This is a genomic window from Algibacter miyuki (genome assembly GCF_030409805.1).
GTDB classification, from domain to species: domain Bacteria; phylum Bacteroidota; class Bacteroidia; order Flavobacteriales; family Flavobacteriaceae; genus Algibacter; species Algibacter miyuki.
This window is the reverse complement of the sequence record NZ_JAUFQP010000010.1, coordinates 398,380-416,013: the sequence shown is the minus strand read 5'-3', so window position 1 is coordinate 416,013 and position 17,634 is coordinate 398,380. Positions and strand designations below refer to the sequence as shown.

The following is a 17,634-nucleotide window of genomic DNA, read 5'->3' as shown; positions in this document are numbered from 1 at the left end:
ATTCTTATATTTAGTAAAAAATAAAGAAAGAATATGGCTGTATTTAAAATAGGAGATATTGTAACACTTAAATCACATCCATTGTTTAGTTATGTTCCTAAAAGAATTATGGAGTTTCCTGCTCACGTACCACCGCTAATGTTAATAAAAGAAGTGTTATATGAAAAGGAAGATAAAAAAAATCTTTACAGTGATGTGATTGAAAAAGCACAAATAGCTGATGTAGTGAAATATGTATGTGTTTTTTTTAATGCTAATAAAAGTGAATTTGTCGAGAAAACTATTTATAATTCTTTAATTAAAAGTTACTTAGAGCTTAAGTACTACAGAAAAGATGAAAGTAAGAGCAAGTCTTTGACTGTTGATTTAATATCAGAGGTTTTAAATTATAAAAGTAATTTTAACTATGAGTTTGGAAAACGAGTACAGTTTAAAACAAAAAAATTAGAACACAGAAAATCTTATGATGGACATGTTCTAGAAAAAACACCTGGCCCATCTTTTCAGTCACCAGATTTTATCTTATCCGGGATAAAGAATGAAGAACAAAAAGATTTGTTTTATACAGACGGTAAGCCTAAAAGAATCATTAGTGATCAATCGTTCAAAGTTATGTGGTTTAATCATTTACAACAAAAGTTTAGCGAAGAATATCTGCCTAAAGAATTTTTTGTTGAAGGTTTAGAACTATAGTAAGTATTCACTTCTTCACCCTAAAACTTCCCGTTTCTTTATCAAAAACAATTAAATCCTTCGGAAAAAGCGTTTCAAAAACGCCATTCTGAATGAGTTTACAAGGCTGGTCCGAAATCACTTTGTCGTTATTCATGACAATTAAAGTATCGCAAAGTTGAATGGCTAAATCAATTTCATGAGAAGAAAATAGAATGGTTTTTCCGGTTTCTTTAGCTAATTTCTGAAGTAATTTCAAAATGTATGCTTTATGGTACATGTCGAGATGCGAGGTGGGTTCGTCCAGAATAATTAAATCGGTATCCTGTGCTAGGGCACGTGCAATCATCACTTTTTGAAGTTGGCCATCGCTTAATTCAAAACATTTTTTATGTTTTAAATCTTCAATATCAGTTTGTGCAATCGCTTTATTAATAACAGTTTTATCATGGTCTGATAAATTACCAATCCAATTGGTATACGGCTGACGGCCCAAGGCTATTAATTCGTAAACCGAAACATTGTTAGCGCTTATTTTTTCGGTTAAAACCAAGCTCATCACTTTAGCTAAATCGAGTGAGACATAATCTGAAATAGCTTTGTCGTTAATAAAAACAGTACCTTCTAACGGATTTTGAACATGCGTTAGCGTGCGTAATAAGGTGGATTTTCCAATACCATTAGCGCCAATTAATCCTACCAATTCACCTTTTTTTAGTGCAATATTAATATGCGATGCCACTACCGTTTTTGCCTTTTTTGTGGCATAACCGATGGTTAAATTTTCGGTTTTTAAAATGATATGTGGGTTTGGTTTACTCAATGTTTTTCAGTTAAATTAAAATACCATGCGACGTTTTCTAACCAACAACCAAATAACTACCGGCGCACCAACCAAACTGGTAATAGCGTTAATAGGTAGGGTGTAATCGCTATTTGGGACTTGCGCAATGCTATCGCAAATAAGCATTACAATGGCGCCTAGTAAAAATACGGCAGGTAATAATATTTTATGGTTTGATGTGTTGAAAATTTGACGTGTTAAATGCGGAATGGCTAAGCCTATAAAGGCAATAGGGCCTGTGAAAGCAGTAATAGTTCCGGCAAGTAAACTCGTGGTTATAATGATGATTAATCGACTTTGCTTGATGTTTAAACCTAAACTTTTAGCATAATTTTCACCCAAAAGTAAGGTGTTTAATGCTTTTATTGAAAATACACTACCGAGAATACCCAGTCCATAAATAATAAGAAAAATGGAGAGGTCGTTCCACGAAAGATTTCCTAAACTGCCAAAGCCCCAAAATACATATTGCTGTAATTGTTGTGCCGAACCAAAATAGGAAAGCACACTAACAATAGCGGCTGTAATACTGGCAAACATAAGACCGATTATTAGGATAGCCATAGTATCGCGTACTTTTATAGACACCATTAAAACCGAAAGGAGTACTAAAAAACTACCTAAACTGGCAGCAATAACAATCCCCCATTTAGATATAAAGAGAGCGGCAAAAACACCACCAAAAAGGCCTGAACCTAAAATAATTAAAGCCACACCCAAACTGGCCCCCGAACTAATACCCAAAACAAAAGGACCTGCTAGCGGATTGCGGAAAAGCGTTTGCATTAACAAGCCCGAAATACCTAATCCAGAACCTACAATAATGGCGGTTATGGCTTTTGGTAATCTGTAATTTTGGATAATATGCCCCCAACTGTCTTGCTCTAATGTGTTGCCTAGTAAACTATTAAAAACTGCATTAAACGGAATGGAAACTGACCCTAAACTGATATTCATAAAAAGGCAAACCACTAAAATTAGGGTTAATGCTATAAATGAAAACCGGTAGTTTTTAGTCATTTTTAAGGTTTTGGCTGTAATGTTTACTTTAAAGGTTTAAAGAAGTAAAGGTCGTAATTGGGTTGCAATTCTGGGTGACAAATTTTAATTAAGTCTTTTAAAACTAAATCGGGACGACTCATGCCTTGTTCAAAATATAAAACGCCACCTGTAGCTCCGGTGGTATTGTTAGCGGTATAAATATTTTTATTTTTAAAAGCATCAAACTCGGCGTTGTGCTCGTTTGAATCTTTCAGGCTTTCTAAACTCGAATAATTTGATGGGCTTAACCAGATTTCGGCGTTTTTAGCTTTCATAAAAACGCTTTCAAAATTGAGATGTAAACTACCGGTACCTTCCGTGTCTTCCCATAAATAATGGGTGTTGGCATCTCTTAATAATTGCGCTTCGGTACTTGTTCCGTTAGGTAAATACCAAACATCATTATGCATGGCACCACTTAAAATAGTGGGCTTATGTGCTACGTTTTTGGCTATTTTTTTTGCGTTTAAATATTCTGTTTCGATGTGATTAAAAATAGAATCAGCTTGTTTTTCTTTGTTGTATAGGGCGCCAAAAAACTTAATCCATTCAGCTTTTGCTAGAGGAGATTCTTCAACCCAATCGCCATTAAAAACAACAGGAATACCCGATTTAGAAATGTTATCTAAAGATTTATTGTTGCCGTCAATGCCGAAAGCAACAACTAATTCGGGATTTAATTCTAATAAAACTTCGGTATTAATACCTTCGTTTTTACCCAGTTCTCTAATGCTTTCATTATCAATTCGGGTTCTTACCTTTTCGGAAGAAACATATTTTGTACCAGGAAAACCAACGAGTGTGTTTTCTTCGTTTAAAAGTTCTAACCCCGGAATATGGGTGGTCGATGTGACTACAATACGCTCGATGGGATTTGTTATGATACCATCAAATTCGTCGCGCATAAAGGTTGTTTTAGCGGCGTTTTCCTTATTAATTAGAACGTAGCGATAACTTTTTTCCGATTTTGGCCAAGGATTTTTAATTTCTAAAACTTTGTAGTTTTTAAATTGTGTTACCGAAAAACCTTTGGCGTATTTTAAAGGTACCGATGTACCGTTGGCAAATTCTAAAGGCGGTTCCTTTTGTTCGTTTTTGCAAGAAAGAAATCCTATAAAAATAAAAAGTAAAATGGACGATATGTACTTTTTTTGTAACAATAGTAACATTGAGATAGATTAGGTTTTTTAACTTTATTTAAAATTTCGGTTATGAGAGGCGGGTCAAATTTAACAATATATATAGTAGGGGGAATTATAATCCTACATTTTTTAGTTGGTTTTATTTATCTTGTTTATAAATTGAATAAGAAAAAGTGAATTTCATTAGTTTGCATTTGAAAAAGAATCTATTTTTGTAAAGAATTTGGTTTTATTCAATAGATATTGAACGAATTAAAAGGGAATCTAGTTAAAATCTAGGACTGTTCCCGCAACTGTGAATTTTTATCGAAACGGTATTCGGTACTTCGTTAGAAGGTGTTATTAACTTCAAAACCACTGGTATTTACTGGGAAGGTAAGGTAACATAAAATAAGTCAGGAGACCTGCCATATTCAGCATCTAAAGTAATTCTCGGGTAAAGAATTTTTAAAGATTTATGAAACATAATTTTACATATTAGTTTTTTTTGAATTTGCAAGAGATTGTAAGTGTAAGTTAGTGTTGTCTTAAATTTTTGATGCATATTTACGAGGAAATTACCAAAGATTCAATTAATTTTGGTTAACATAAGCACGTTACAATTAAGAGGTGTTTACATTATTTAAAAATAGATTAAAATAAAAATAAATAGTTTTGAAGAACCGGTAAGGAACGCTTGTCTTACAATTGCTTTGCTTAATCAGAACCTAATAACTTAGTCGGTTGTTGTATTAATCAAACGAGAACTTACATGAGGAGGTGAGAGGCCCTTTGTAATTTCGATTAATATTGGTTTTGATTTGTTTGAAGTTTATCATAATTCAAATAAACGGTTCTAAAAACTACTTTATGTCTTCATATTAAAAAAATATTAGGTGTAAAAAACACTAGTATTTATCCAAGCCCATTATTTAAATAATTTATAGGAATGTTATGCCCCGTTTATAACAGAATATAGAACAAAAGGATTAGCTTTGCAGCGAAATTTGGTTTCATCTATTTCAATTAGATGAATTAAAAGGGAATCAAGTAAGTGGATTTACGTTTTTAAAGGCGTATTGAAATAATTCTTGAACTGTTCCCGCAACTGTAGGCTATAAAGCCTCATGTTACACTTCAACGTCACTGAAGCAAATGCTTTGGGAAGACAAACATGAGGACGCAAGTCAGGAGACCTGCCAATTTCAAAATATGAATGACTTTCGGGTAAAAAGTCTTGAATTTATGGGAAAAACAATTTTAGTACTATTTTTTGGTGTCTTTTTTGGACAAGTGTATTCGCAGGCTAAACCTGTGACTGCTTTGGGTGAGGTGCTTTTAACAGCTTACCGCATCAAAGATTCTATATATACCACCAATGTGAGTATTTTGAAAGATAGTGTGTTAAGGCAAAATCAAGCCTCGTTGACCAATCTACTCAATTACAACAGTACAGTATATTTTAAGGAAAACGGATTGGGCATGGTGTCATCTCCATCTTTTAGAGGAACAACAGCTTCGCAAACGGCTGTACTTTGGAATGGCATTAGTATCAATTCGCAAACTACAGGCCAAACCGATTTTAATACTATAAACACGAGAGGTTATAATAAGATTGAAATAAAAGCTGGAGGATCGAGCGTTGCTGATGGTAGTGGTGCCATAGGTGGAAGTATTAACCTGGTTAACGAGTTGGCTTATAATACAGGGTTTAATAATGAATTGTTTACTAATTACGGCGAATTTAACACCTACGGTATAGACTACAGAACAAGCTATGCTAACGAGAAGGTGAGTTTGATGTTGGGTGTTGCCAAAATGGGATCGAATAATGATTACCCTTACTTAGAAACCAATCGAGTTAATAAAAATGGACAATACCAAAACACGAACATCAGTTTCGCGGCAGGTACCAAGCTAAATGCTAAAAACACTTTAAATATTTATGCGAATATTTATAAAGGACGTCGAAACTTTTCGGTACCAACACCAAATGCATTAAAAACGAAATATTTCGATTTAAACACACGCTCATTAGTAGAGTGGAAGAGTGCTTTTGGAAAATTCAAATCCAATTTAAAACTAGCAACAACTACCGAAGAATATCGCTATTTTGCCAATGTTGATAGCGATTTTTATACCTTCGGAAAAGTAGAAAGTGTTATAGCTAAATACGGTGTAGATTATCCGCTTAGCAGTAAAATGTTGCTTTCGTTTGGAACCGATTATACTCAAAATAACGGAAAAGGTTCTAGTATAACGCAAGAAACGAGACATTTAACAGCGGCATTAATTAGTTTTAGGCAAGTGCTTTCAAAAGGGGTTTTGTATGAAATTAACTTGCGTCAAGAAGCAAATGAAAGTTATGGCAATCCGTTTCTGTATTCGGTTGGCGTAAAGGCTGATATTACCGATTTTTATCAATTAAAATTTAATACTTCAAAAAACTTTAGAATACCAACATACAACGATTTGTATTGGCAAGGTCTAGGTAATACCGATTTAAAGCCAGAGGAATCGTATCAAGGTGAAATTAGCAATAATTTTCATGTTAAAAATGCGTCTCTTTTAGTGACGGGATACTATAATTCAGTAAAAAACTTACTGAGTTGGGTGCCGGATAGTTTTGGGGTATTTCGCCCCGAAAACACAAGTAAAGTAGAAATATATGGTGTTGAAGCTTTAATGTCTTTCAATAAAAAAATAAAGGAACATGCGTTTAGTTTTTCAGCCACTTACGCGTACACCGTTTCTAAAAATGAAGAAACTGGAAATCAACTTATTTATGTGCCATTTCATAAGTTAACTACTTCGTTTGGTTACGGTTATAAAAACTTTTCAGCCTATTATCAATACCTTAATACAGGCGAAGTTTTTACCACCACAGATAATTTCACGTCAAATATTTTAGATAGTTATATGGTTGCCAATTTAGGGGCTGAATATGCTATTGGAAAGCAACAAAATTATAAAATAGGTGCGCAAGTGCTTAATTTCTGGAACGAATCGTATGAAAGCGTTTTAAATCGTCCTATGCCAGGTAGGAATTTTAATTTTTATATTAACTTAAAATTTTAGTATTATGAAAACATCGTTTTTTAAACATGTTAGTCTTTTATTTTTTATTTCAATAGTTACATTATCCTGTACTAGTGATGATCGGGAACATGTTGTAGAATTACCAGAAGGTGATTATAACCAAGGCCTTTTTATTTTAAATGAAGGTGGTTATGGATATTCTAATGCGTCTGTGTCGTTTATAGATACCGATGAACAAATTTTTAATTCTATTTATTCTGGAGTTAATGATGCGGATTTAGGAGATGTTGCACAGAGTATGGGGCTTTATGGAGACTATGCCTATATTGTTGTTAATAATTCGGCTACTATAGAAATTGTTAACCGTTATACCTTTGAATATATTGCAACAGTTACTACAGATATTGTAAATCCAAGATATATTGCTTTTGATGGCGCTAAAGGGTATATCACGAATTGGGGCGATCCAAATGATACTACCGACGATTATGTGGCGGTTTTAAACTTAAATACCAATTTAGTTGAAGATAAAATTACGGTAGCTGAAGGCCCTGAAAATATATTAGTTAATAATGGCAAAATTTACGTTTCGCATATAGGTGGTTATGGTTTTGGAAACACCATAAGTGTTATTGATTTAGTTTCGGAAACCCTAACAGGTACCATAACTGTTGGTGATGTCCCTGGTGATATGCTTGTTGATAATGGTAAGCTGTATGTGCTTTGCTCGGGAAAACCAAATTATGCTACCGAGGAAACATCGGGTCAGTTGGTTAAAATTAACTTAACCAATGATACTGTAGAAGCCTCATTAAGCTTTCCTGAAACTGAACATCCTCGTTTTTTGGATATCTATAATAGTACGCTGTATTACACTTTAGATAAAGCTGTTTATACGCTAGAAACGAACAGTTTTGAACTTCCGGTAACAGCCTTGTTTTCGCTTAGTGATAGTGGTGTACAAATTCCTTATGGTTTTAAAATCCATAACGACCAAATTTATGTTGCCGATGCCAAAGATTATGTGTCTAATGGAGAGGTTTTCATTTATAACATGAGCGGAGCAAAACAGAAAACATTTTCTGTTGAAATTATCCCAAATTCATTTTACTTCAATAATTAAGAATAACAACAACGTGTCTAATAACTAAAACAAAAAACTAAATCACTGAAGTTGTATAATTAAGGCACAATAGCTTCAGTAAACAAAAAAATAAAATATGAGAAATTTTTACAAAAAATCATTATTACTACTAACAGGACTCTTTTTCTCCGTTTTAACATTTGCGCAAACCTTCGAGAATGGGGTTTTTGTATTAAATGAAGGTGGCTTTGGGTATGGTAACGCATCTGTATCCGTTTTAACTTCTACAGGCTTTATTGAAAATAATGCCTTCAGTACTCAAAATTCGGGAGCTGCATTAGGTGATGTTGCGCAAAGCATGGCTTTTGAAGGTGATTATTTATATATTGTTGTTAATTATAGCAACTATGTAAAAGTGGTCAATAGAAACACATTGGCTTTAGTAGCAACTATTTCAGATCAAATGTCTAATCCTCGTAACATTGCGTTTTACAATGGTAAGGGTTATGTAACTAACTGGGGAGATGGTTCAGACGTTTCTGATGATTATGTGGCGGTTATAGATTTAGCGACTAATACGGTTACTGAAACTATTTCTGTAGTCGAAGGCCCAGAAGAAATTGTTGAGCACAACGGTATTTTATTTGTAGCACACCAAGGTGGTTACGGTTTCGGAAACAGTGTTTCTGTTATTGATACAGCAACAAATAGTGTGGAATCTATTGCGGTTGGAGATGTACCTTCTTCCTTAGAAGTTGATGCTACCAATTTATATGTGCTTTGCAGTGGAAGTCCTAATTACAATCCAACAGGAGAAACTACGGGGTCTCTTTTTAAAATTGATTTAACAGATTACACCAATAAAACAGCTTATGCTTTCGCAGGATTGTCTCATCCTGAATTATTAGTATTAGATACGACATCGCTTTATTATGTTTTAGGAAATGAGGTTTTTAAAATGGCGTTGAGTGATACGGCTTTACCAAGTACATCGTTTATAGATTTATCGACTGAGGGCGTACAGAATCCTTATTCTATGGAGAAAATAGAAAACAGATTGTATATTGGAGATGCTATTAGTTATACTAGTGAAAGTAAATTATTTATTTACGGCAATGATGGTAGTTTTGTAAATAATTATGATGTTGGAATTTTACCATCAGGAATTTATTATAACGATCAACCTTATGCTCCAGTAGCAGGGCAACCAGGTAGCACAGCTATTCCTGCTGCCAGCGAACTTTTTGTTGCATGGGCAAATGGGGCCGAGGTAACACGAGGTCATGTTGATATTGCTAACCCAGAAACAGAATACCAAGGTAATGCGTATGCTTCTTTTGGTACGCCAGAATCGGCATTAGGAACTCCAAATAATTCGCCTGTAAGTTTAGGAGATGCAGGAGAAGCTATTGTAACATTTGCGTTGCCAATTACAAATGGTGAGGGATACGATTTTGCGGTATTCGAAAATGGTTTCAGTAATACCTTTTTAGAACTAGCATTTGTTGAAGTCAGTTCAGATGGGATTAACTATTTTAGGTTTCCTTCACATAGTAAAACGCAAACAACAACGCAAATTGGTGGTTTCGGATCTGTAGATGCAACCAAATTAAATAATTTAGCAGGAAAATACCGAGCTAATTTTGGAACACCTTTTGATATTTCGGATATCGCTGATAATGAATTATTAGATAAAACAAGTATCACACATGTGAAATTAGTCGATGTTGTAGGTACTATTAATCCTTTATATGCAGGTTACGACAGTTTAGGGAATATTATAAACGAGTTGTATGCCACGCCTTTCAATTCTGGAGGTTTCGATTTAGATGCTGTTGGTGTGATAAACCAAAAAGATATTTCATTAAGTGTTGCTGAAAAGCAAAATGCGATCGGACTTTATCCTAATCCAGCGTCGTCTGAGTTGTATGTTTCTAAAACAGGAACAATGGCTATCTATTCGGTTACAGGTGCTTTGGTACTTCAAAAAGAATTAATAGATAGAACAACTCCAGTATCTTTAGATGGATTACATCCGGGAGTTTATATTGTTAAACTATCAACAACTTCAGGAGTATTTACACAGAAGTTAGTTAAGAAATAAATAGAAGTAATTTATTGTTTTATATGAAGAATGCCGCCTGATTGGGCGGCATTTTTTATGACGTTATTTGTGGTATCAAATCGCAATACCAAACACCGTATGCATCTGCAGAACAAACCGAATCATCATCTGTTTTTGGCGTATCGTATTCTCGATATACTTTTTCGCCTATAGTAAATGATATTGGGTTTTTAAAAATAGGCCCATCAAAACAAAAGGTATGAAACTCGCCATTTTCCCCGCAAGGGTCAACGCCTTCTGGTAAATTATCTATAAAGTTTTCATCTATAATAGTACCCACAAAATCGGCTCCGAAATATTTAGAGTTCGCACAAACAATGATGGTTTTAAATCCTAAATCTAAAAATTCGGTAAGGAGTGCTTTAGTGTCTTTTTTCCAAATAGGAAAAACCGTTTTAATGCCGTGTTTTGCGAGGTTGTTTTCCCGGTAAGTACGTAAATCTTCCAAGAAAATATCGCCAAAGGCGGCGTGTGTAAATCCGTCTCTTTTTAGTGTATTGACGGTTTTAAGCATGACGGCTTCGTAGGTTTCCATACTTGGCATTTCGGGTAATTCTATTACTTGCGCCGGAATATTTAAAGCTTCGGTTTGTGCTAAAAGTAACTCGGTTCTAAGTCCGTGCATAGACACCCTGTTGTAATGGCTGTTTACCGTGGTTACTAATTTTTGTACACTAAAGTCCTTATTTTGCAATAAATAATATAATGCTATGGCAGAATCTTTACCCGAACTCCAATTAAAATACGTTTTATGTTTTTGCATTAATTAGAAAAGAAGTCGTTATTAATATACATATCGAATTCAAATTTATTGTTCGATTTTGGAGCTTCTAAAAGTCTATTGTTAACGGAGTTTTTAGTATTGGTACCGCGGTCTACAATACCTTTAATGTTGTTTAAGGCTGCTTGTAGAAGGGCTTCGTTTTCGTCTCCAAAAGGAAGTGTGTTATTCCAATAATCGTATTCATTTATTTCTGCAATGTCAGGCACAAAACCAGTGGTATAATCACTTTCGCCATCTTTATTGAATATTTGAAATACAATAGGTTGTAAGGCATTTAAATGATTAGCGTTAGCCGAACTTTGCTTGGTGTAATCAGACGATGGAGAATCGTATAATGTAATTGAGCCTACGTTTTTGCCATACGTTGTTGCGCCTATTAATTTTACAGGAATATACGATCTTAAACCGTTAATTATCATTTCGCTTGCCGAAGCAGTATTGTTCGAGGTTATAACGTATAATTGAGTTAATGTACTTAAACGGTTAATTGGTTGTTCGCCTGTTTTGTCACCATCACTATTATAAACACTTAAGGTGTTCGTAAAATTGTAATATCCGTTTTCGTTGTCGTGCTTGTCGTTAAAGCGTAATTCTGCAAAACCATCGTCTTCGGTAGCGTTGGCATAAATCATACTAGCTAAATAGGCCGATGTTTCTACCGATCCGCCACCATTAAGGCGTAAATCTAAAATTAATTCGCTAATGTTTTCGTTTTTAAAATAGGCAAAAGCAGCGTTTAATTCGTCGTTATAAGAAGAACGGAAACCGTTGTAAAGCAAGTATCCTACTTTTTTACCATCGATATCGTTAAATGCTTTTGTAAGAAATACTGGATTTTCAGAAAGTACGGTGGCAGTTATAGTTTTATCTCCAATAGGCGTAAGTGTACCGCTGTTTTCCGAAACAAAAGATAATGTTACTTGATCTTCGTATAAATTATTTACGGCTGTATTATAGGTTGCAGTGGTTAGTGTAGTACCGTTTATGGCATTTATAATATCACCACGGTTAATGTTGGCATCGCTGGCAGGGGAGTTATCGGCGACGTGGCGTACGTAAATAACAACATCACCGGCCGTGTTAATTTGAACGCCTTCAAAACGGAGTCCGAAAGATTTTGTAATACCTTGAAAAGCTTGTTCTTGCTCAATATAGTCTTCTATAAACCATGAGAAACGATCTACTTCGCCTGTTTTGTATATCAGGCTATTGAATAGGTTTTCGGGGGTGTCGTATTGTTCTAAGTAAGCTTGAAAACTCAAAGAATTATCGTCTTGAGCATCGTCTAATGCGGGAACTTCATTTTTCCAATTGTACCAAGAATTCATGGCTTGCCAAACAAAATCGTTTTTATTGCTTGTTGTTGAAATAATATCGTCTTCATCTTTAAAACAACTGGTTGCAGTTAAGGCTATTAACAGAATTAGGACTAGGGATTTTATGCTTTTCATTATATTTAGTTTATAGGGCTATATTTTAAAACTCTAAATTTAGTTACATTATTGTGTAATAAAAAATATAGTTTGTGTTAAACATAGCCTTTTGTTGTGGGGTTTTTAACTGAGAACGGATTAATTGTTTACATCCTATTACTTTTATTACGTAAATAATAGGGGTAAGGTTTTTAATTTTTTGAAGAATGAACTTTATTTAAGCACAAAACATGGTGGTTATGGATTGTTTTTGGGGTTGTGCCCGCGTAAGGGATTGCAGTGGAAAGCCCACAGGAAACCCAATGACAATTGGGGTTGCGAGGACTTGTAACGAAAAGCTCGACCCTTTGTAGTGTTTACGAAAAAGGGTTACGCCCAAATTTTTATTAAAATTATTTATTTTAGATGTAACAAAGCCGAAAGGGTGTCGTCGTAATATTAAATAGCCGTTACCAAGCTGTTTTATAAAACCAATTAAAAATGACTCAAAAAGAGTTTTTACATGTTGTAATGCCTTTTAAGGATAAAGTATTTCGGTTAGCGAAACGCTTGCTGGTTTCGACGGAAGAAGCCGAGGATGCTACGCAAGAGGTGCTTTTGAAATTATGGAACAATAAGAAAAAGATTGCCGAGTATAAAAATGTGGAAGCTTTTTCGATGACGATGACCAAGAATTTTTGTTTTGATAAGTTGAAATCGAAACAGGCGCAGAATCTTAAAATTGTACATTCTAATTATGAGGATAAACAAACGGGACTGCAAAAGCAGATGGAATTAAATGATAGTGTGAGTTGGGTAGGCAAAATTATTGCCGATTTACCGGAGTTACAAAAAACCATTATTCAGCTGCGAGATATAGAAGAATACGATTTGGATGAGATTGCAAAAATGCTGGATATGAAAAATACAGCAGTGCGTGTAAACTTATCGAGAGCGCGAAAAACAATAAGAGAAAAATTGACTAATACACATAATTATGGTGTTAAATAATATAGAAGAGTTACTAGAAAAGTACGAAAATGGCGAAACAAGCCTAAAGGAAGAGCAGCAGTTGAAACACTATTTTGCAAGCGACCAAGTTGCGCCCCATTTAGAAATGTATAAGCCTATGTTTGGTTATTTTACGGTAAGTAAACAGGAGCAGTTTAATAACGATTTACCGTTGGAAACGTCGCGAAAGTTTAATTATAAATGGCTGTCGGTGGCAGCAGTAGCAGTGCTTATGATAGGGTTTTATTTTGGTGGAAATTTTAATGATACCGATTTAGGAACTTATGACGATCCAGAATTGGCGCTAGCCGAAGTAACGAGATCGCTAGAAATGATTTCGCAAAGCTTTAATAAAGGCGTATCGACGGTAGCTTATTTAGATGAGGTTGAAAAGGGCACAGCAACGCTAGGCTACTTAAACGAACTAGATAATGCGACGGAATTAATTTTTAAAAACTAAAAAAAAGGAACAATGAATAATTCAAATAAATTAAAATCAAATACAATGAAAAATAGATTAATAGTGTTTGTAATGGCTGTGATGTTATTACCATTAACGGGCATGGCTCAAAGCGATGTTTTTGAAAAATATAGCGACAATTCGGATGTAACCTATGTGTCTATAAAACCAAAAATGTTTCAAATGATTGCCAAAATGGGAATTAATGTTGATGATGCTGAAGCGAAAGCATATATTGATATGGTTAAAAGTATTACCAGTTTTAAAACCATTATTACAGATAATAAAACCATTGCGGTAGATTTATCTAAATGGGTAAAATCGCGCTCTAATGCTTTGGAAGAATTAATGGAAGTTAAGGACGACGGAACTCATGTGAGTTTTTATGTAAAAGAAGGTCGTGATGTAGACCATGTAAAGGAACTTTTAATTTTCGTAAATGGCGTAGATAAATTTATGGACGAAGGTATTGAAGTAGGTGGAAAGGAACGTAAAATTGAAACGGTTGTAGTGTCTTTAACTGGCGATATTAACTTAAACGAAATTTCTAAACTTACCGATAAAATGAATATTGCTGGAGGTGAGCATTTAAAGAAGAAAAAATAAGTTATTGACTTATTACGGCGTAACAAAAATATTAAAGAAAAACATCAATCTAATGAATACATCAATCATAAAACGAGTAGTAAATCATCTAGTATTTAGTCTTTTTGCAATCGCTGTTTTAGTGAGTTGTAATAATGAGCCAACACTGCAAACTTACTTTGTAGATCATCAGGAATCGGCAAATTTTATTTCGCAAGATTTGCCAATTTCTATGTTGAATATGGATGAAGCTAGTTTGTCGGAAACACAAGCAGAAGCCTTTAATTCGGTAAAACGATTAAACTTTATAGGCTTTAAAGTTAACGACACGAATGAAGCAGATATGAAAGCTGAGATGGAGACCGTTAAAACCATTTTAAACAATGAAAAATATAATGAGCTAATAGAGTTTAGCCATTTGGGGAATAAGTTTACCGTAAAATATATTGGTAATGATGATGAGGCCGATGAGGTCGTTGTTTTTGCTAATTCTAAGGAGATTGGTTTCGGAGTTGTTCGTGTATTAGGAGATGGGATGAATCCGTCTAAAATGGGCAGTTTGGTTGGAGCGATGAAGTATGCCAATATCGATGAAGAACAATTAAAAGGCATTGCCGATTTCTTTAAATAAACAGGGAGATACAAATATTATACGGCTTTAAAATCTAGCTGTAAAATAAATAAAAAAGGGACACTTTTATAAAGTGTCCCTTTTTTTATGTGCAATGTTCTATGCGTTATTTTGAATTCTGTTTAGAGTTTTGTTTGGTGTAAATAATATTGTAAACAATAGTTAAAAACAAAACCGAAATAACCGTTAAAACAATATAATTACTAAGTATGCCTAAAATTCCTGTACAGAAAATAACAGCTATTAAGCAGCCGCAAATAATCATAGAAACTTTATCGCTAAACATATTAAATTCCTGTATAGTTACTTGGTGTAATTTGTTTTAATTCGGCTTTAATAGCATCCGAAACTTCTAAAGTATCAATGAAATTAGAGATAGACGCTTGGTTTATCTTTTCGTTGGTACGTGTTAACCCTTTTAAAGCTTCATAAGGATTTGGATAAGCCTCACGACGCAATATAGTTTGAATAGCCTCAGCTACTACTGCCCAGTTATTTTCTAAGTCTTGAGCAAATTTACTTTCGTTTAAAAGTAATTTATCTAAACCTTTTACAGTCGATTTAAAAGCAATTAAGGTATGTCCGAAAGGTACACCAACATTACGTAAAACCGTACTATCGGTTAAATCTCGTTGTAAACGCGATACTGGTAATTTTGCAGAAAGGTGTTCGAAAATAGCATTTGCTATACCTAAATTTCCTTCTGAATTTTCAAAATCAATAGGATTTACTTTATGTGGCATAGCAGAACTTCCTACTTCACCAGCTTTAATTTTTTGTTTAAAGTAATCCATAGATACGTAAGTCCAAATATCACGGTCTAAATCTAAAATGATATTGTTAATACGTTTTAAGGTATCAAACAAAGCTGCCATGTGGTCGTAATGCTCAATTTGTGTGGTTGGAAACGAGTGGTGTAAACCTAATTTTTCTTGTACAAATTGACCTCCAAAAGCTTTCCAGTCAATATTTGGGTAAGCTACATGGTGTGCGTTAAAATTACCTGTTGCTCCACCAAATTTGGCTGCACTTGGTATATCGTTTAATAAGTTAAACTGCGCTTCTAAACGTACAATAAATACTTCAATTTCTTTACCTAAACGTGTTGGCGATGCCGGTTGCCCGTGCGTACGTGCTAACATAGAAATGCTGGCCCAATCTTTAGATAATGTTTTTAGTTTTTCTAGAACAATAAAATATTCAGGAACATAAACATCGTTCATCGCATCCTTAATACTTAAAGGAATAGCGGTGTTATTAATATCTTGAGAAGTTAATCCGAAATGGATAAACTCTTTGTATTCTGATAAGTTTAAAGCATCAAACTGCTCTTTTATAAAATACTCAACCGCTTTAACATCGTGGTTGGTAACGCTTTCAATTTTTTTGATTGCCAAAGCATCTTCCGAAGAAAAATTCTTGTAAATCCCTCTTAAATCTTCAAAAATACCCTTGTCAACAGATGCTAGTTGAGGTAACGGAATTTCGCAAAGGGCGATAAAATATTCAATTTCAACTAAAACACGGTATTTTATTAGAGCTTCTTCCGAGAAATATGGAGCTAATTCGTTGACTTTACTTCTGTAACGACCATCGATTGGCGATATGGCGTTTAATGCTGATAATGACATATTTTAAATGATTTTTTTTAAAGATGCTAAGATAGTAAAGAAAGTTAAAAACTGAAGTTAGAGCTGCTAAGTATTTAACGTTTTTTCTTATTTATTTTTTTTAGAATTATACGCGCTCGGGCTTTAAATGCGGCACTTTGTATGTGAAAATCGCGCTCTAAAATAATTTTTAGTTCAGGATGTACCCAATTGACTGTTTTACCCAACATAAAAAGCGTGGTCATGCTATACGCTTTGGAGGCTACTTTGCCATCGGTAATCATGTAATCGAAACAGTTTTCTATAATCCGTTCTTTATGTGTTTCGGTGAGCGCCGTTTGTATAATATGACTTGTTTTCGAGGTATAATGTGTTGCTAAAGCTTCGCATATTTTCGCTACGGGTCGCACGGCAGAATCTAAATGGACTTTATGAAAATTCAATGTAAAATTGTCTAAATACGGAATTATAGGTTCAATATCTTGACTACACAAAAACTCTAAAACCCAAGCCGCTCTTGGCGATAACTTATCATCCACCATAAATAGAATATCTAATAACCTCGGAATTAAATCGGGGTTTGCAATTACCAAATTGGCATAAAAAAGGCGTTTTTCGCGCGAATGATTTACGTAATTTAATTCGTTGTAGAGTTGCTCGGTAGTCAAAAGGATTATGTATTTTTATGGTTTAAATTTAATTAAAATGAAGATGATAAAAAAAGTATTGTTGCTGTTATTGATTGCATTTGGAGTGGCACAGTTTTTTGGTCCGGATAAAAATGAAGGCGATTTAAAATCTGTAAATGCTTTTTTAGCTGAAACGAATCCGCCTGAAAACGTAAAACAAATTTTAAAAGAAACTTGTTACGATTGCCATAGTGATGTTACACGATATCCTTGGTATAACAACATTACACCGGTTAATTATTGGTTAGCACACCATGTTGATGAAGGCAAGGAAGAATTGAATTTCTCCAATTGGGTAGGGAATTCCGTAAAACGGAAAGATCATAAGTTTGAGGAAATTATTGAAATGGTAGAAGCTAAGGAAATGCCATTAGAATCATATACCATTACCCATAGTGAAGCAAAATTAAGTGATGCACAAATAAAAGCTGTTGTAGATTGGGCGCAATTGGTGCGTATAAAATATGGTATGGAGGCGAAGCCAGAGTAAATCGGTTTCATAGTTTCTGAAATTTATATATTGAAA

At 34.2% G+C, this 17,634-nt stretch carries 16 protein-coding genes and 2 riboswitches; of the genes, 9 read left to right on the top strand and 7 right to left on the bottom strand.

Annotated elements, in window-relative coordinates; genetic code table 11:
- Nucleotides 1-33: 33 nt before the first annotated feature.
- On the top strand, nt 34-693 hold the full coding sequence (locus QWY92_RS09835) for a hypothetical protein (RefSeq protein ID WP_290270766.1): 660 nt from the start codon (nt 34-36) through the stop codon (nt 691-693).
- A gap of 7 nt (nt 694-700) precedes the next feature.
- On the opposite strand, the gene QWY92_RS09830 is transcribed toward QWY92_RS09835, so the two are convergent.
- The 3 genes from QWY92_RS09830 to QWY92_RS09820 are packed head-to-tail and all read right to left on the bottom strand — an operon-like array spanning nt 701 to nt 3,726.
- Nucleotides 701-1,495 (bottom strand): ABC transporter ATP-binding protein, encoded by a 795-nt coding sequence (locus QWY92_RS09830; protein ID WP_290270764.1) that lies wholly within the window; start codon nt 1,493-1,495, stop codon nt 701-703.
- A gap of 15 nt (nt 1,496-1,510) precedes the next feature.
- On the bottom strand, nt 1,511-2,536 hold the full coding sequence (locus QWY92_RS09825; RefSeq protein WP_290270762.1) for a FecCD family ABC transporter permease: 1,026 nt from the start codon (nt 2,534-2,536) through the stop codon (nt 1,511-1,513).
- A 23-nt stretch (nt 2,537-2,559) separates the two neighbouring features.
- The gene (locus QWY92_RS09820) at nt 2,560-3,726 is read right to left on the bottom strand and encodes an ABC transporter substrate-binding protein (RefSeq protein ID WP_290270760.1); all 1,167 of its coding nucleotides are present in this window, start codon (nt 3,724-3,726) and stop codon (nt 2,560-2,562) included.
- 180 nt (nt 3,727-3,906) lie between these two features.
- A riboswitch (cobalamin riboswitch) is annotated at nt 3,907-4,125 on the top strand.
- Nucleotides 4,126-4,669: 544 nt separating this feature from the next.
- A riboswitch (cobalamin riboswitch) is annotated at nt 4,670-4,896 on the top strand.
- 27 nt (nt 4,897-4,923) lie between these two features.
- Here QWY92_RS09820 and QWY92_RS09815 point away from each other — a divergent pair.
- The 3 genes from QWY92_RS09815 to QWY92_RS09805 all read left to right on the top strand — a co-directional run bounded on the left by QWY92_RS09815 (nt 4,924) and on the right by QWY92_RS09805 (nt 9,905).
- Nucleotides 4,924-6,756: a TonB-dependent receptor plug domain-containing protein gene (locus QWY92_RS09815; protein WP_290270758.1), complete on the top strand. Its 1,833-nt coding sequence runs from the start codon at nt 4,924-4,926 to the stop codon at nt 6,754-6,756.
- A gap of 4 nt (nt 6,757-6,760) precedes the next feature.
- Nucleotides 6,761-7,840 carry a YncE family protein gene (locus QWY92_RS09810; RefSeq protein ID WP_290270756.1) on the top strand — a complete coding sequence of 360 codons (1,080 nt, stop codon included), beginning with the start codon at nt 6,761-6,763 and terminating at the stop codon, nt 7,838-7,840.
- 97 nt (nt 7,841-7,937) lie between these two features.
- Nucleotides 7,938-9,905: a DUF5074 domain-containing protein gene (locus QWY92_RS09805; RefSeq protein WP_290270755.1), complete on the top strand. Its 1,968-nt coding sequence runs from the start codon at nt 7,938-7,940 to the stop codon at nt 9,903-9,905.
- Nucleotides 9,906-9,960: 55 nt separating this feature from the next.
- Here QWY92_RS09805 and QWY92_RS09800 read toward each other — a convergent pair whose 3' ends face one another.
- On the bottom strand, nt 9,961-10,689 hold the full coding sequence (locus QWY92_RS09800; protein WP_290270753.1) for a Dph6-related ATP pyrophosphatase: 729 nt from the start codon (nt 10,687-10,689) through the stop codon (nt 9,961-9,963).
- On the bottom strand, nt 10,689-12,161 hold the full coding sequence (locus tag QWY92_RS09795) for a GFO_1087 family putative carboxy terminal peptidase (RefSeq protein ID WP_290270751.1): 1,473 nt from the start codon (nt 12,159-12,161) through the stop codon (nt 10,689-10,691). The genes QWY92_RS09800 and QWY92_RS09795 overlap by 1 nt, the downstream gene beginning before the upstream one ends.
- A 462-nt stretch (nt 12,162-12,623) precedes the next feature.
- Here QWY92_RS09795 and QWY92_RS09790 point away from each other — a divergent pair, with 462 nt between their 5' ends.
- Genes QWY92_RS09790 through QWY92_RS09775 form a run of 4 tightly spaced genes read left to right on the top strand, consistent with a single transcriptional unit; the run spans nt 12,624 to nt 14,809 of the window.
- Entirely contained in the window at nt 12,624-13,133 is a 510-nt protein-coding gene (locus QWY92_RS09790; RefSeq protein WP_290270749.1) for a GFO_1088 family ECF-type sigma factor, read from the top strand.
- The gene (locus QWY92_RS09785; protein WP_290270748.1) at nt 13,120-13,593 is read left to right on the top strand and encodes a PG0215 family putative anti-sigma factor; all 474 of its coding nucleotides are present in this window, start codon (nt 13,120-13,122) and stop codon (nt 13,591-13,593) included. The genes QWY92_RS09790 and QWY92_RS09785 overlap by 14 nt, the downstream gene beginning before the upstream one ends.
- Nucleotides 13,594-13,638: 45 nt before the next feature.
- Nucleotides 13,639-14,199 (top strand): GFO_1090 family protein, encoded by a 561-nt coding sequence (locus QWY92_RS09780; RefSeq protein ID WP_290270747.1) that lies wholly within the window; start codon nt 13,639-13,641, stop codon nt 14,197-14,199.
- 52 nt (nt 14,200-14,251) lie between these two features.
- Entirely contained in the window at nt 14,252-14,809 is a 558-nt protein-coding gene (locus QWY92_RS09775; RefSeq protein ID WP_290270746.1) for a GFO_1091 family lipoprotein, read from the top strand.
- Nucleotides 14,810-15,096: 287 nt separating this feature from the next.
- On the opposite strand, the gene purB is transcribed toward QWY92_RS09775, so the two are convergent.
- Nucleotides 15,097-16,440: an adenylosuccinate lyase gene (gene purB / locus QWY92_RS09770; protein WP_290270745.1), complete on the bottom strand. Its 1,344-nt coding sequence runs from the start codon at nt 16,438-16,440 to the stop codon at nt 15,097-15,099.
- Nucleotides 16,441-16,514: 74 nt separating this feature from the next.
- Nucleotides 16,515-17,087 (bottom strand): adenylosuccinate lyase, encoded by a 573-nt coding sequence (locus tag QWY92_RS09765; protein WP_290270744.1) that lies wholly within the window; start codon nt 17,085-17,087, stop codon nt 16,515-16,517.
- Nucleotides 17,088-17,124: 37 nt separating this feature from the next.
- On the opposite strand from QWY92_RS09765, the gene QWY92_RS09760 reads away from it, so the two are divergent.
- Nucleotides 17,125-17,598, top strand: coding sequence for a heme-binding domain-containing protein (locus tag QWY92_RS09760; RefSeq protein ID WP_290270743.1), 474 nt, complete (start codon nt 17,125-17,127; stop codon nt 17,596-17,598).
- Nucleotides 17,599-17,634: the final 36 nt, after the last annotated feature.

What these genes read in the sequence shown, in the direction of transcription:
- QWY92_RS09835 (WP_290270766.1), top strand. Translation starts at nt 34, where the DNA reads ATGGCTGTATTTAAAATAGGAGATATTGTAACACTTAAATCACATCCA.
- QWY92_RS09825 (WP_290270762.1), bottom strand. Translation starts at nt 2,536, where the DNA reads ATGACTAAAAACTACCGGTTTTCATTTATAGCATTAACCCTAATTTTA.
- QWY92_RS09820 (WP_290270760.1), bottom strand. Translation starts at nt 3,726, where the DNA reads ATGTTACTATTGTTACAAAAAAAGTACATATCGTCCATTTTACTTTTT.
- QWY92_RS09815 (WP_290270758.1), top strand. Translation starts at nt 4,924, where the DNA reads ATGGGAAAAACAATTTTAGTACTATTTTTTGGTGTCTTTTTTGGACAA.
- QWY92_RS09810 (WP_290270756.1), top strand. Translation starts at nt 6,761, where the DNA reads ATGAAAACATCGTTTTTTAAACATGTTAGTCTTTTATTTTTTATTTCA.
- QWY92_RS09805 (WP_290270755.1), top strand. Translation starts at nt 7,938, where the DNA reads ATGAGAAATTTTTACAAAAAATCATTATTACTACTAACAGGACTCTTT.
- QWY92_RS09800 (WP_290270753.1), bottom strand. Translation starts at nt 10,689, where the DNA reads ATGCAAAAACATAAAACGTATTTTAATTGGAGTTCGGGTAAAGATTCT.
- QWY92_RS09795 (WP_290270751.1), bottom strand. Translation starts at nt 12,161, where the DNA reads ATGAAAAGCATAAAATCCCTAGTCCTAATTCTGTTAATAGCCTTAACT.
- QWY92_RS09790 (WP_290270749.1), top strand. Translation starts at nt 12,624, where the DNA reads ATGACTCAAAAAGAGTTTTTACATGTTGTAATGCCTTTTAAGGATAAA.
- QWY92_RS09785 (WP_290270748.1), top strand. Translation starts at nt 13,120, where the DNA reads ATGGTGTTAAATAATATAGAAGAGTTACTAGAAAAGTACGAAAATGGC.
- QWY92_RS09780 (WP_290270747.1), top strand. Translation starts at nt 13,639, where the DNA reads ATGAAAAATAGATTAATAGTGTTTGTAATGGCTGTGATGTTATTACCA.
- QWY92_RS09775 (WP_290270746.1), top strand. Translation starts at nt 14,252, where the DNA reads ATGAATACATCAATCATAAAACGAGTAGTAAATCATCTAGTATTTAGT.
- purB (WP_290270745.1), bottom strand. Translation starts at nt 16,440, where the DNA reads ATGTCATTATCAGCATTAAACGCCATATCGCCAATCGATGGTCGTTAC.
- QWY92_RS09760 (WP_290270743.1), top strand. Translation starts at nt 17,125, where the DNA reads ATGAAGATGATAAAAAAAGTATTGTTGCTGTTATTGATTGCATTTGGA.